The organism is Tumebacillus amylolyticus (assembly GCF_016722965.1).
GTDB lineage: Bacteria > Bacillota > Bacilli > Tumebacillales > Tumebacillaceae > Tumebacillus > Tumebacillus amylolyticus.
The window spans coordinates 266,091-279,935 of sequence record NZ_JAEQNB010000004.1 but is presented as its reverse complement, the minus strand read 5'-3'; the positions used below and the strand labels follow the sequence as shown (position 1 = coordinate 279,935).

General features: G+C 55.4%; 17 protein-coding genes. 3 read left to right on the top strand and 14 right to left on the bottom strand.

The features are described from left to right. Positions 1 to 15 precede the first annotated feature (15 nt). The 6 genes from fni to JJB07_RS14210 all read right to left on the bottom strand — a co-directional run bounded on the left by fni (position 16) and on the right by JJB07_RS14210 (position 5,150). A complete protein-coding gene (gene fni / locus JJB07_RS14235) occupies positions 16 to 1,074 on the bottom strand; it encodes a type 2 isopentenyl-diphosphate Delta-isomerase (protein WP_201636153.1) in 1,059 nt (352 codons plus the stop codon). A 40-nt stretch (positions 1,075 to 1,114) separates the two neighbouring features. Further along, positions 1,115 to 2,323, bottom strand: coding sequence for a 30S ribosomal protein S1 (gene rpsA, locus JJB07_RS14230; RefSeq protein WP_201636151.1), 1,209 nt, complete (start codon positions 2,321 to 2,323; stop codon positions 1,115 to 1,117). Between the two features lie 113 nt (positions 2,324 to 2,436). Continuing rightward, on the bottom strand, positions 2,437 to 3,045 hold the full coding sequence (locus JJB07_RS14225; protein ID WP_201636149.1) for a lysophospholipid acyltransferase family protein: 609 nt from the start codon (positions 3,043 to 3,045) through the stop codon (positions 2,437 to 2,439). 14 nt (positions 3,046 to 3,059) lie between these two features. Then, positions 3,060 to 3,740: a (d)CMP kinase gene (gene cmk, locus JJB07_RS14220; protein WP_201636147.1), complete on the bottom strand. Its 681-nt coding sequence runs from the start codon at positions 3,738 to 3,740 to the stop codon at positions 3,060 to 3,062. Between the two features lie 139 nt (positions 3,741 to 3,879). Continuing rightward, the gene (locus tag JJB07_RS14215; protein ID WP_201636145.1) at positions 3,880 to 4,389 is read right to left on the bottom strand and encodes a hypothetical protein; all 510 of its coding nucleotides are present in this window, start codon (positions 4,387 to 4,389) and stop codon (positions 3,880 to 3,882) included. Between the two features lie 83 nt (positions 4,390 to 4,472). Then, positions 4,473 to 5,150, bottom strand: a complete 678-nt coding sequence (locus JJB07_RS14210; protein WP_201636143.1) for a flagellar brake protein — start codon at positions 5,148 to 5,150, stop codon at positions 4,473 to 4,475. A gap of 158 nt (positions 5,151 to 5,308) precedes the next feature. Here JJB07_RS14210 and JJB07_RS14205 point away from each other — a divergent pair, with 158 nt between their 5' ends. Beyond that, complete coding sequence (locus tag JJB07_RS14205) at positions 5,309 to 6,025, top strand: N-acetylmuramoyl-L-alanine amidase family protein (protein WP_201636141.1); 717 nt, start codon at positions 5,309 to 5,311, stop codon at positions 6,023 to 6,025. 69 nt (positions 6,026 to 6,094) lie between these two features. Here JJB07_RS14205 and ypeB read toward each other — a convergent pair whose 3' ends face one another. From ypeB to JJB07_RS14185, 4 genes are all read right to left on the bottom strand, one after another. Beyond that, the gene (gene ypeB / locus JJB07_RS14200) at positions 6,095 to 7,420 is read right to left on the bottom strand and encodes a germination protein YpeB (protein WP_201636139.1); all 1,326 of its coding nucleotides are present in this window, start codon (positions 7,418 to 7,420) and stop codon (positions 6,095 to 6,097) included. A 24-nt stretch (positions 7,421 to 7,444) separates the two neighbouring features. Next, positions 7,445 to 8,215: a spore cortex-lytic enzyme gene (sleB, locus tag JJB07_RS14195; protein WP_201636137.1), complete on the bottom strand. Its 771-nt coding sequence runs from the start codon at positions 8,213 to 8,215 to the stop codon at positions 7,445 to 7,447. 120 nt (positions 8,216 to 8,335) lie between these two features. Continuing rightward, complete coding sequence (locus JJB07_RS14190; protein ID WP_201636135.1) at positions 8,336 to 8,500, bottom strand: hypothetical protein; 165 nt, start codon at positions 8,498 to 8,500, stop codon at positions 8,336 to 8,338. 59 nt (positions 8,501 to 8,559) lie between these two features. Further along, positions 8,560 to 9,246, bottom strand: coding sequence for a PrsW family glutamic-type intramembrane protease (locus JJB07_RS14185; protein WP_201636133.1), 687 nt, complete (start codon positions 9,244 to 9,246; stop codon positions 8,560 to 8,562). A gap of 130 nt (positions 9,247 to 9,376) precedes the next feature. Between JJB07_RS14185 and JJB07_RS14180 the strand changes: the two genes are divergently transcribed. Next, entirely contained in the window at positions 9,377 to 10,354 is a 978-nt protein-coding gene (locus JJB07_RS14180) for an asparaginase (RefSeq protein ID WP_201636131.1), read from the top strand. Between the two features lie 120 nt (positions 10,355 to 10,474). After that, the gene (locus JJB07_RS14175; RefSeq protein WP_201636129.1) at positions 10,475 to 11,194 is read left to right on the top strand and encodes a C40 family peptidase; all 720 of its coding nucleotides are present in this window, start codon (positions 10,475 to 10,477) and stop codon (positions 11,192 to 11,194) included. Between the two features lie 35 nt (positions 11,195 to 11,229). Here the strand turns inward: JJB07_RS14175 and JJB07_RS14170 are convergent, their stop codons facing one another. The 4 genes from JJB07_RS14170 to JJB07_RS14155 form a co-directional block, all read right to left on the bottom strand. Then, positions 11,230 to 11,706: a nuclear transport factor 2 family protein gene (locus JJB07_RS14170; RefSeq protein WP_201636127.1), complete on the bottom strand. Its 477-nt coding sequence runs from the start codon at positions 11,704 to 11,706 to the stop codon at positions 11,230 to 11,232. Between the two features lie 76 nt (positions 11,707 to 11,782). Beyond that, positions 11,783 to 12,376 (bottom strand): nuclear transport factor 2 family protein, encoded by a 594-nt coding sequence (locus tag JJB07_RS14165; protein WP_201636125.1) that lies wholly within the window; start codon positions 12,374 to 12,376, stop codon positions 11,783 to 11,785. 91 nt (positions 12,377 to 12,467) lie between these two features. Beyond that, positions 12,468 to 12,998, bottom strand: a complete 531-nt coding sequence (locus tag JJB07_RS14160; protein WP_201636107.1) for a GNAT family N-acetyltransferase — start codon at positions 12,996 to 12,998, stop codon at positions 12,468 to 12,470. 47 nt (positions 12,999 to 13,045) lie between these two features. Continuing rightward, positions 13,046 to 13,786 carry a glucosamine-6-phosphate deaminase gene (locus JJB07_RS14155; protein ID WP_201636106.1) on the bottom strand — a complete coding sequence of 247 codons (741 nt, stop codon included), beginning with the start codon at positions 13,784 to 13,786 and terminating at the stop codon, positions 13,046 to 13,048. Between the last annotated feature and the right edge of the window lie 59 nt (positions 13,787 to 13,845).

Here is a 13,845-nt window from a genome sequence, read left to right as displayed (position 1 = left end):
ACGACTCCCTTCTACTCAGAGTCCGCGTCGTGCGATCCTTTCCAGATCAATTCCGCGCAGGCGGCCCCATTCGGCCGTTTGCCCGCGCACGATCAGCGGACGCTCGCGCAAGTTCAATACGGAGGTGCATTCTTGCAGAGTCAAGATCACGCGCAATTCTTCGTGCCAGTGCTCGACGATTTCCACAGCGGTGTCCACGCCGTGTTCCATCAGCGGACGAAGAATCGCGCCGGCGATGCCGACCGCATTGGCGCCCAATGCGAAACATTTTGCGGCGTCGAGTGCCGTCTGGACACCGCCCGAGCCGATCAGATCGAATTGGAAGAGGTGCGGTTGCGCTTCCAACAGCGCTTCGGCTGTGGTTTGGCCCCATTCCTGTTCCATCTCGGTAAAACGAAGCCCCGCACGTCGACGGTTCTCAATCGAAACGAAATTCGTGCCGCCCATGCCCGCGACGTCCACCGTCTTCACCCCGGCGTCCGCCAACTTGCGATACGTCTCCGTGGACATGCCGTTGCCGACTTCCTTGACGATCACAGGGACAGACAGACCTTCGACAACTCCTTGAATTTTGTCGCAGATGCCTCGGAAGGAGCGGTCTCCTTCGGGCATCGTCAACTCTTGCGCCGCGTTCAAGTGCAGATGCAGAAAATTCGCCCCGATCATGTCCACCGCCAGCTGTGCATCTTCAACAGAAGCACCCGCTCCGAGGTTGCCGATCACGATCCCGTTCGGGTTGACTTCTCGTACGACCGAGTACGTGCGCACCAAGCTTGGGTCTTTCAACGCTGCACGCTGTGAGCCAACGGCCATCGCCAAGCCCGTTCTCTTCGCCACTTCCGCCAAGCCTCGGTTGATTTCTTCCGTTCGTCCCGCTCCACCCGTCATCGCATTAATCAAAAGAGGCGAACTGAGACTCAGTCCGCCGAGGGTGGTCGCGAGGGTGACGTCCGCCAGATCAAAGTCCGGCAACGCGCGGTGTACGAACCTCAAATCCGAAAAACCGTTGTTCAGGCTCGGATTCAATTCCAAGGCATATCGTACATGGTCCAACTTGCGCTGTTCAATGGACACGTATCTCCCTCACTTCTCGTAACACTTCTATTTCTCTACCTTACTTCTTGAACAGGTCGCCGAATACGTCGCCCAGCGTGCCGAGGCCGGAAGAGCCGTCGTCTTGGGTGGAGTAGTTCATCGGTTGTCTGTTGTTGTTGCGGCCGCCGCCTCTCGGACGATCTCCGCGGTCGCCACGGTCTCCGCCGCCGCGCGGTTCACGCTCGCCGCCTTCGACTTCGCGGATCGACAGCGAGATGCGCTGTTCGCCTTCGTTTACGTCCAGGACTTTGACCTTGACTTCTTGGCCGATTTCCAGCACTTCGTCAGCGGTGGCGACGTGACGGTTCGCCACTTGCGAGATGTGGACGAGACCTTCAACACCCGGCAGAAGTTCGACGAACGCGCCGAAAGACACGAGGCGTTTGACCGTACCGGTCACGATGTCGCCGGCGGAGAACTTCTCTCCGACATTCGACCACGGACCCGGTGCAGCCGCTTTGATCGACAGCGAGATGCGGCCCGCCGACGGATCGACTTTCAGAACTTTGACGTTGACGGTGTCGCCTTCCTTCACAACGTCAGCCGGTGTATCTACGCGATGGTGTGCCATCTCCGAGATATGTACCAGACCGTCTACACCGCCGAGATCAACGAAAGCCCCGAAGTTGGTCAGACGTTGAACCGTCCCGGTCAGCACTTGACCCGGTTGGATCGAGCTCAGACGGTCTTCCTTTTGCGATTCGAACGCTTGGTCGAGCACCGCTTTCGCAGAGAGGATGACTTTGCTGTCGTTGCGGTCGAACTCGACGATCTTGACTTTCAGGGTACGGCCTTTGTAGTCGCTGAAATCTTCGACGAAGTGACGCTCCACGAGAGACGCCGGGATGAAAGCGCGAACGCCGAGGTCGATGACGAGACCGCCTTTGACGACGTCTGCCACTTTGACTTCGAGCACTTCGCCGCTTTCGTACTTGCGCTCCAAATCATCCCAGGACTTGACGCTGTCCACCGCTTTTTTGGAGAGAATCAGTTTGCCTTCGTCATCGTTGATGCGCAGGACTTTCAGTTCGAGCTCGTCGCCCTCATTCACGACGTCGCTCACGTTGTCCACGCGAAGTACAGAGAGTTCGCCAATCGGGATCACACCGTCGTACTTGTAACCGACGTCCACGAGCGCTTGACCGTCTTCGATCTTGGTGATCTTGCCTTTGACGATGTCGCCTCGTTGCAAGGTGTTCAGGTCGAGATCTTTCATTTCTTCTACCATTGTTCCAACCTCCTCTATTTGGTAAAGCCGGAAATCGCAGAGTATGAACAACTTAAGAGTCAATCAGAGTCAATCCCAAAACTTGCTAGGTGTAGATGCGCTCCCTTAGTATGTTACCGCGTGCGATCTTCCATACGATGGGTTTTGCGCAACTCGTCAATTGCGCTCATGATCTCTTGGGTGACCAAGGCAAGCGTTTCCTTGGAGGACTTGCCTTCGCGGTACTTGGAGAGATCGAGCGGTTTGCCATAGACGATTTTGACTTTGCGGAAAGGTTTGTACGAACCGACGATGGCGATCGGAACGACCGCACAGTCGGAACGCATAGCGAAAAACGCCACGCCCGTTTGCCCCTCGCCGAGTTCTCCGGTCTTGCTGCGACTGCCCTCTGGGAACAGCCCCATGCATTTCCCGTCCTCCAGCACTTTCAAGGCGGTGCGCAACGATTGACGGTCGCCCGCTCCACGGTTGACCGGGAACGCGCCCCACGCGGTGACCAAGTTCTTGACCACGGGGATTTTGAACAGTTCCGCTTTGGCCATGAAATGCACTTGGCGTTCCATCCCGCACCCAAGCAAGATCGGGTCCCAGTTGGAAATGTGGTTGGAGCACAGCATCACACCGCCCGACGCCGGGATGTTCTCTTGCCCGACAGACTCAAAGCGGTTCATGAGGGTGAGATACCCTCCGAAAATTGAGCGGAATAAGCGATATAACATCATCTGTATGACGGCTCCTAAGACTTCTGTGCTTGGGCGGAATGGCAGATCGTTTCGATCTGGGCGATGACTTCGTCAATCGACATGCCGGTCGTGTCCACCACGACAGCATCGTCCGCCTTCACCATGGGCGAATGTTCACGCGACGCATCGTAGTCGTCACGGCGTTGAATGTCTTCTTTGATCTGCTCGAAGTCGCAGGCGATGCCCTTGCCGAGCAGTTCTTGGTAGCGGCGCTGTGCGCGCGCTTCGACAGACGCGGTCAGCCAAATTTTGACGTCGGCGTTGGGCAGAACCACAGTTCCGATATCACGCCCGTCCATCAAAACGCCGGTGCGCGCTGCAATGTCTTGTTGCAATTTCACCATGGCCACTCGCACTCCGGAGACCGCCGAAACGGCAGAGACGTTGTTCGTCACATCAAACGAACGGATCGCATCTGTCACTTCCTCTCCGTCCACAAAGACCGCTTGCCCAACAGATCGCGGCTTGAAGTCGATATGAATGGAATCGGCCAATTCTGTGAGTGCTACTTCGTCATGGAGTTCGATTCCTTTTTGTAAGGCCTTCCAAGTGATGGCCCGGTACATCGCACCCGTATCGACATACGCTACCCCAAGGGCAGCGGCGACACGTTTGGCGACTGTGCTTTTCCCAGCACCGGCCGGACCGTCGAGAGCCACGCGTAATGTATTCATGAGTTCAAATGCCTCCTGCTCTCACAACACAGTTCTGAAGTTGCTACAAATAGACAAAAAGCAGGCGATTGCCCGCTTGATGCACTTGTATGGACTCCGATGTCTTGAGATTTCTATCTATGATAGTACCAAAAAGCCCCTATTTCATCAAGTGAATCGGCCCCACTTCCGCCGCCCGATCCTCATTGGACTCGACGAGCGTCCCCGGCACCGGATACGAAATGTGCGGGTTGTTGTGGTCCACTTGAAAACGGAACACGCCATCGATGCTCGACGTATCGACCGTGAGGATGTCGCCTTCCTTGACGGGAACCGTGACTTCCGACTTCATAAAGTTGACAAGAGGTACTCCATTTAATTTGACCCAGATGTTTGGCATCGCGGTTTGTTGATCGAGGTTCGTAATCGAGACCTGCGTCGTTTCTTCTGTGCCCTGCGCCGTCGTCGGCATGACGCCGCCGCTTTGGCGTGCGCCCTCCAGCCGGTCGGTCATCGAGAGCAAGTTGCGCCCCGACGGGAACGCCAGCATGACTTGGGCCACGATGATCAGCACAAAGCCGAGCACGACGATGCGTGCCAACGGTTTTTCCAACTTGCCATAAGCTTTCAAAAAGCGTTCTTCATACGAAAGACGCCGACGTTGTTCCATCTTGTACCACCCCCGGTTACATCTCATCCTATGCTAGTCCCGGGAGTTTCATACTTGGAGTCGTCGGCGTCCTGTATTCTCTTTTAATTTCCCAATACACCCTTCTCGCGCATCTCAATCTGGCGCTTGAAGGAATACTGCACGATCAACTGCCGGTCTGTCTCGGTCAGCTCATAATACTTGAGGGAAACCGTTTTGTAGCCGGTGTCTGTCGGCGGTGCGATTCGAATCACCCGCGCCTTGCCGACGATGTCATAACCCTTGCCTTCCAAGGTCATCCGGAATCGAAACCCGATGACGTCGTTGGCCTGCATGGGCAAATCAACCGGCACGGTAAACGCCAAGCCCCCGCCGGAAATGTCGTGCCCGCGCGCTTTGGACGTGATGATGTTGCGCGTATGGGAATCCAGATAGACCAGTTCCAATTCGAGATTGAACGGCACTCGCAAAAACTCACGGCGTTGCTGACGGTGAATGTCCTCGTAATTGGGTTTCTTCAACGCCAAAAGCTCGATGTTGCGCTTGTCACGTCCGACCACCACAGTGGCAAACGAGCACTGGGCTCCGTCTGCAGCGCGATATCGGATCAACACACCGACCTTGTCCGGGAGAGAAATTGGAGAATTGCTGTCCGGTCTCATCGGCAGGTCGATAAAAATCTGCGTCTTCTCCATGTCTTGCACTCGTGCTGTATATCGTCCGGTATAATAGCCCTCGTTAATTTCAATGTTAATTTTCTGCCCAATGACTGGGTATGCCATTTCTGTACCACGCTCCGGTAACTCGACCTACGAAAAGTATATAACATTTTCAGCCTTGTTTCTACCATATGAAAGGCAGGATGGTTCAGAATGTGAATGTTTGGGACGACCTTTGAATAGAGTGTACAGAAAATCTGTGGACGGGAGGTTCTCCTCACATGAAGCGACAACGCGCGTTTTTTCACACTTTGCGACTGCCCCGGTTTCGTCGGCTGCTCCTCCCGCTTCTCCTGTTGGTCGTCTTCACGGCGACGTCTTATACACTGGTAGAGCGTCACACCTCGACCCTTCCTTTGCCGGGTTTGGTCATGATCGATCCCGGTCACGGCGGCTATGACCCCGGCGTCATGTCGAACGGAATTTTGGAAAAAGAAGTCACACTCGCCATCGCCAAGCAACTCCAAGCGGCTCTGGAAGCACGAGGCATCCCCACCGCGATGACGCGAGACTCAGACACAGACTACGCAGACTCCGGCTCGCGAGGTTCCTCCTCCAAACGCCAAGACTTGGACAAACGACTGGAAATGACCGACACGCAGCAAGCGACGATGTTCATTTCGTTGCACATCAACAACTCCAACCTTGCCACTCGCGGCGGGGCCGAGGTGTTCTACTCCGAACAAAACGAGGGGTCGGAGCAACTCGCCGCAGCTGTACAATCTCAACTTCACAAAGTCCCGAACATGTCAAAGCGCGACGCGAAACCGGGCAAATACTATCTCCTTCGCAAACAGAATATTCCCAGTTTGATCGTGGAGTGCGGATACCTGAACATTCCGGACGAACGGGCACGTCTCAACACGCCCGACTACCAAAAACAACTCGCCGTCGCCATCGCCAACGGTGTAGACTCTTGGCTGAAAACACAACAATAACACCACGCGAAAAAAAGAGGGCCCGGTATCTCCGGCCCTCTTTTTCCTGTCTCGCGGTTGCTATATGATCTACATCTTGAGCTTCTCGACGCCGATTTCCTTGCCGTCGATGGCGCTGATGTAGACTTTGTAGGTGTCGTTGTCCATCGTGCCGATGAACTCATAGCAGAGTTGCTCGCGTTGCAGTTCGTCTTTGACGATGGATCGATGGACCTCGTGAATCTGCACTTTCGGCGAGACATACTTGCGTGCGTCCGCTTCCGTAACCTTCGCGGCCGGAATCTGACGGCTCGCCTTGAAGTTAAACGCATAATCCTGTGAGACCAGACCGACGACATCGCCGGTATCAAGCGCCACTTTGACCGTGGTGCGCTCCGGATAGATCCGCACGTCGTTTTGCATCGGTACAATTTCAAACACGCCCACGCTGTCGTACTGGTCGGTACGGATGATCGCGTCTCCATGAATCCCCTTCGACTTCAGATACGCCAACGCTTTGTTCCCCGCTTGGTCCAGATCGAGTTTCGGATCGCCGACTTCGCGGTTGTTCATGAAGTTGGTGATGTGCCCGCCCTTCTGCGTGACCGTAAAATACGCTTGACCGTCCTGCGGCAACTTGGCTGTCACCGAGTACGAAGAGTACGGGGTTCCCTTGCCGTTTTTCTTGGCAACGACTCCCGATGTGTCCGGAAGTCCGAGGAACGAAGCGACCGCCTGCGCCGCGCCTTTTTCATCGACGGGGTTGCCGGTCAGAGTCTTCTCGTTGGTCTTGTTGCGCGTACCAATCCCCGTGATCGTCGGCGAGAACGTCAGAGGCTTTTCGCTTTTCACTTGCTTCTCCATCGATTTGAAACCGTCAACGATGACGTTGTCCGTTTTTTTATCGGTCTGCGCCAGAGCAAGTTCTGCATCCATCCAGCGCAGGTTTTTTTGAATGACCGCCGTTTGCAGCGCGGACAGTTGCTTTTCCATGCGTTTGGAGCGGTTGTACATCTCTTGCAAGGTGTTCCACTCTTGGTCGTTCAGCGGTTTTTTGTCCTCGTTGTGAACCGCGACTTGATACGAGAAATTCCCGACATCGTTCAGGAAGTTCATCGTGTTGTTAAACGGCATCAACGACAACGGCAGTTCGCCGACGTCGCTGCGCGCTTGTGCCGAGAGACGCCACACTTCGGTCAGCGACGAGGTCGATTGCAGTTTGGAGTTGACGGCGAGCGACTTGCCCAATTCGTCTTGCAGCAAGTTCATATGATCGCTTAACGTATGGAACGCGCGTTGGTATTGGTTCTCCGCTTTCAACAACAGCGCTTGTTTCTCACGATGCTCACGGTAGCCCCAGAAGCCGGCGACCACCAAGGCGATGACGATGACAAAGGATGTAATTCGGGAAAACATCGCGTGAGTCCCTCCTTTCCGAAACTATCGGCAGAAGATGTGCGCGCCGATGCGTTTGATTTGCGGGCGTGACCAGATCCATTTCGACGTGGCCGTCGCCGGGTTGAAGTAATAGATGGCGCCGCTGGAAGGGTCCCAACCGCGCAGCGCGTCGTTGACCGCTTTTTTGGCATTTTCGTTCGGGCTCAACCAGATCTGACCGTCCGCCACAGCGGTAAAAGCGCCCGGCTGGAAGATGATGCTCGGCACCGTATGCGGGAAGTTCGGGTTCTCCAGACGGTTCAAGATCACCGCCGCGATGGCGACTTGCCCCACATACGGTTCACCGCGAGATTCCCCGTAGACGGCGTTGGAGATCAATTTCATGTCGTTGGCCGACACGTTGCGCCCGCTGTACGAAGCGGTCGGTGTCGAATGGGCCGCAGGTTGCTTGGCGGCCGTCCCTCCACCGCCTGCGTAGGGATTGTACTTTTTGGTGGCGGCGACCAATTTGGTTCTGGTCTTCGCGCCGACTTTGCCGTCCACTTTCATGCCGAACTTGTACTGGAAATTGCGGACCGCCCAGTATGTACCCCATCCAAACGATCCGTCGATCGCGCCCTTATAATAGCCGAGTAACTTGAGTCTGCCTTGCAGTTCACGGACGTCGGTACCAGCGCTGCCCTTGACGAGCGTGCGAGTGGTGAACGTGGATTGGTGCGTGCTTGACTGCTCCATTCGAGGCTCGACAGCCACGCACGCGAAGGCCGTTGCCACAGTCAGCGCCGCCGCCAGCAACCTCCACTTTTTCCTCATAGTACCCCCTCCAACTGTGTGAAATCGGTGTTCTTGTCTTATTGTGGAGTGGAAGGAGCAGAGCTATCCAAGGCAAAAAAAGGGAGAACCCGATGCTTCGGGTTCTCCCTTTCCCCGTCCTTAGACGAGTGTTTCGATATCAAACGACGATTCGTTGTCACACAGGCAACGCTTAAACCCTGTGTCGATTTGGCCTCGATAATCGCGGATGCCGCGCAAGATGAACGACTCTCCACAATTCTTGCAACGAATGTGAACTTTGACGCGGTCGGTTTGTTCCGGCATGAATGTCAGCTCCTCATAGGGCGAGTGATGACACCCAGTGTTGCCGCGTCTCTCTTCCTTTATACATCGCGAACATTCTCTTCAAGCGGTTTAAAAGGCGACCGCTCCTGCGCCGCCCGAACTTTGCGCAAGCCGTTGATCCAGAGCCCGACCATGAACGGAATTGTCAGCGCCACCAACCACGTCTGTTCGGAAATCAACAGCGAATCGTACGTGCTGTGAATCAACCACGGCGAGCCAAACGCAAGCAGTCCGTTGACCCAGCGCTGACGGCGAGTGTCGGCAAATTTCGCTTTGCCGAGGTAGTAGCCCATAATCACGCCGAACAGCGCATGACCCGGCACCGTGAACAAAGTTCGAAACGCCACAGCGTCCCACCCGAGCGCGAGGACTTTTATGATATTCTCTACCGTTGCAAACCCGAGCGACGCAGCGACGGCGTAGACGATGCCGTCGTACTCCTCGTCAAATTCATGATGTCGCACGGCAAGCCAATAGGTCAGCAAAAACTTCGAAAGCTCTTCGACGACGGCGACAACCAGTACGGTGTGAACGTACGGCGAAACGATATATCCGTCCAACCAATGCACGATATACATCACCGGCAACGCCGAAACCATCCCTACAAAAAATAACAACCCCACCAGCCGCAACGGCTCGGAGTCATAACGGTCACGAATATAAAAATAGGACAAAAGTGCAAGTGCAGGAGCCACTGCACATCCAATCAGCAAGAAAATGTTCAAGACAGACCCCTCCCCATTACTGAATTCAAGTCCTACCGTTCAAACTCCTGCTTTGACACCGCGTGCATGAGCAGGGCATAATATCCAGAGAAGAAGTCTGGTTTGCAACCCACGAGAGGTGGATGTTTTCTTGAAACATATACTTGTAATGACCACCGGCGGCACGATTGCCATGATTGAAGACCAAGCGACGCAAACGGTACGCCCTGTCGCCGATGCCGCCGATTTGACCAAAGCCGTACCCAAACTCGCCGAATACGCAGACGTTTCGGTGGAAGCGTTCTCCAACGTCCCGAGTCCCCATCTCACGCCGGCGATGATGCGCGATCTGGGTCAAGCCGTTCTGGTGCGCTTGCAACGCGAGGACGTGGACGGCATCGTCATCACCCACGGGACGGATACGCTCGAAGAAACGGCGTACTACCTCGACCTCATCCTGCCTCCGGGCAAGCCGGTCATCGTCACGGGCGCGATGCGCTCGTCGAACGAACTCGGTGCTGACGGCCCGCTCAACTTGCTGAATTCGGTGCGAACGGCCGCTTCCACAGATGCGGTCGGCCAAGGGGTGCTGGTCGTATTCAATGATGAAATTCACGCCGCACGGTTTGTGACCAAGACGCATACGTCCAACGTTGCGACCTTCCAATCCCCGACCGTAGGCCCGATTGGATTCCTCGACAAACGCTCTGTGCAAATTCGCCACGTTCCCAAACCGCATGCCCACATCCCCGTCGACGATCTCATCGCCGAAGTCGGCTTGCTCAAAATGGCGGTCGGCATGGATGATCTGCTCGTGCAATGCCTGCTCGACAACGGAGCCAAAGGCTTGGTGATCGAAGCACTGGGGGCAGGCAACGTACCGCCTGGCGTCGTACCGGGCATCAAACGGGCCCTGTCGATGCACATCCCGGTCATTTTGGTATCGCGTTGCTACAACGGGATTGTGCAAGACGTGTACGGATACGAGGGCGGCGGCAAACATCTGCGCGACTTAGGGGTACTTTTCTCCAACGGCCTCAACGGGCAGAAAGCGCGCATCAAATTGATGACCGCTCTGCGTGAGACCGACGATGTACAGGAACTTAGCAAATACTTCGACCTTGAATGATAACATAAAAAGAAGCCGAGTGCCACGATTGTGGGCTCGGCTTTTTTTGCATGTTCAGGGGGGACGGGGGGTATCGTAGGAGGGAGATTTTTTGATCATTCGGAGGAGGTCTTTGCACTCATGAGGTTTACATGGCGCGGATTGATCGGCGTAATGTTGGCGCTGACTCTCTTGTTCACCGGAAGCGGTTCAGCGCTGGCAATCGATATTCAAGACGCACTGCCCGGCTTTGAAGACGACGCCGCGGTTCCGACTGCGACCAGCTCGCTGCATTACGGATCGCGTGGGTATTCCGTCTCGCTCTTGCAACGCAATTTGTCGGTGTTGGGGTATTTCAAATATCCGCATCATGCCACCGGGTATTACGGCTGGTACACCACGGCGACCGTAAAAAACTTTCAACGCGCGTACAGTCTTCCTGTCACCGGCACCTACGGTCCGATGACTCGCCGGGCGATGTCCCATGCCCTGATCAAGCGAATGCTGGTAAACGATTCCTATCGCTACACGAATGTTCGTTACAAATGGGGCGGTGCCTCTCCGAGCGGGTTTGACTGTTCAGGTTTTGTGTATTACATGTTTCAAAAGTTCGGTGTGAACATGCCGCGCACAACGGCGAGTCACATGTACACGATGGGCTATCGTGTGTACAAATCGCAGTTGCAACCGGGAGATCTGGTGTTTTTCGCGCTTGAAAACCCCAGCCACATCTCGCACGTCGGTTTCTACTTGGGTCACAACAAATTTATCTCCGCCACCAACTCCCGCGGCGTCTATGTCTACTCCCTCTCCAACACCTACTGGGCCCCCCACTACATGGGCGCCCGCCGCTATTACTAAAAAAACCGAAGGGCTCCTCAGCCCTTCGGTTTTTCTTACAAGCCAACCTTCACGCGGTACTCATCCAACGAGAGGCGAATTTTCTTCTGCACGCGGCTGCGCATCGGCGGGAACCCCATGAAGAAGCCTGCCACACCGAACGCTTGTCTGGCCCAGCGGTTGAAATCAAAAGAATCGTGATGCGAGATGATCTTGCCGTCCACGAAGCGAAACTCCGACTCGATGTCGTTGTGTACCGCTCGACCGGTCCGCGAGAACACGTAATCGATGCTCCAACGACCCCGTCCACGGTGATCGTCCGCGTCGATGACTTGGAACGTCATCCGCCGCTCCCCGCTTGCCGTGTGCGTGAACAGGTGCCACATCGCCAAGGCCTCCCCTCCGCGCAAGTTGACGAACATGTCGTCCGAAAACTGCACGTCCTCGTGATAGCACTCGGCCAACGACGCGTAATCGTTATCTCGAAACGCGGAGTAAAACTTGTCCAGCAAACCTTCATTCGGATGTTGCATCCCTTTTTCTCCCCTACCCTTTCTCTCTGCAAAAAAAGCTCACAACCGCTTCAGGCGATTGTGAGCTCTCTTGTCTCTACCTGTCGTATCTTCTTTTTCCCGTTGTGATGCGAATTTCCTTCCCGTTCACGTTAATGTCAATTCCGTAGTTCCAATTGTGTCTATAGTCGTCAACGGTACGGCGCACTTTGCGGTCGATTCGTTCCACGTGATCTTCGACGCGTTCACAGACGCGTTCGACCCGCTCCTCCACTCGATCCACGATCGGACCCCAGGAAACCACGGTGCCTTCCGGACCAAACGCCCGGCGAGCCCAACGGCCCCAGTCGAAGTAATCGTGGTGCCAGACGATCTTGCCGTTCTCGAAGCGGAATTCCGATTCGATGTCGCGGCGCTTGATCCGGCCCGAACGTGCCGAGCGGTACTCAATCTCCCAGCGGGCGCGGCCGTGGGTCTCGGTTACGTCGAGGATGCGGAAGCCCAAGACGCGGGCTTTCTCACGGGTGCTCACAAACCAGTTTACCATCGCTCGTGCGTCATTGCTGTAGAGGTCATCCAGAATTTCGTCAGAGTCGTGTAGTTCCTCATGGTAGCAGTCCGACAGAGCTTCCACATCGTTGTTCTGAATCGCGGTGTAGAAATTGATCAACAATTGCTTGTTCGGATGCATCGGTATACTCCCTCTCTCATTTAAAAAGTGGTTGTCTTCTACAACCTATATTACATGAAACATTGTTACATTGAAAGAGGGTAGATGCGATTTATTTAAGTTTTTTCTCGATTTCATACGACCCCGACGTCGGACCGCCGACAATTTCGAACCCGTGACGCTTCCAGAACTTGATGGCGACGGCGTTTTCGACCTGCACGTGGCCTTGGATGACCTCGCAGCCCAGGAACTCCGCGTGGTTGAACATGTTCTCGCAGATGCGGGAGCCAATGCCCTGATCCTGTGCCGATTTCGCCAGCACGAGCGCTCCCCAGTACATATGCTTGGGTTTGTAAACCGTGTACGACGTATAGCCGATCGGCTTGCCGTCCTGTTCGATGATCAACGAGGTGCCGCTGTCCTTGATCTGGCTGAGAATCATCCGGTCGGTCAACGTCACGCCCACCGACTTTTCAAATACTTCCTTCATCGTTTCTCGCGTCACTTGGATCAGAAACGCATCGTCCGCTTCGACACGGTCGCGAAACGTAACGCTCGGGACAGAGCGTTTTTTCACGGTGGTTTTGGTTTTGGCTTTCGCTTTGAGTTTGGCAGTCGTTTTCTTGCGCGGTTTGGGTCGCATGGGTGAATCCCTCCTCTGGTCACTCCATGCTATTCAAAAACCCTCTCCTAAGAGAGGGTTTTTCCGCGCAATTTCGACGCTGCTTCCGATTCCAAAAACCACTGAACGCCGGAATGCTCTTGCAAAAACGAAGCCGGCACGCCAACGCCTACTGGCCCTTCCAACGCCTGTTGCACGATGTCCGCTTTGCCCGCGCCGTTGGCGAGCACCAGCAAATGTTTGGCTTCCAAGATATCGGCAAGCCCGACTGTCAAACCCCAGTCGAAGTCCGACTCCCCCGCGAAGTACGAGGACGTCACTTGCGACGTCGTCTCCGCGAGCGGCACTCGACGCGTGCGGGAATCTCGCAGACTGCCGGGTTCGTTATAGGCGAGATGACCGTTCAACCCAACGCCGAGAATCACCAGATCGAACCCGCCCGCTGCACGGATGGCCGCTTCGTACCGGCGGCACTCCGCGTTCAGGTCTTGCGCCCTCGGGTTCAAGGAATGAATCTGCTCCTCCCGAAGCCCGACCGGCCCATACACATGCTCGTCCAAAAACGCCCGAAAAAACGGCACGCCAGACTCCGGCACCGTGCCGGGCTCATCGAGGGCAAAGGCACGGATGTCAGCCAGTGACACCCGCCCCGCTTGCTCCTCGCGCACCAGTTCACGGTACATCAACTTCGGCGTGTTGCCTGTCGCAAAACAGATCGCAGCGTTCGGCTTGCGGCGCACGATCTCCACGACCTGCTCCGCCGCGCGACGACTTGCTTGCTCCCATGTCGCGTATACCCGGATGTCCATGCAGAGTCACGTCCTCTCTCCTGCTGGAATTCTTATCCTCAGTATACAGCATGAGATTG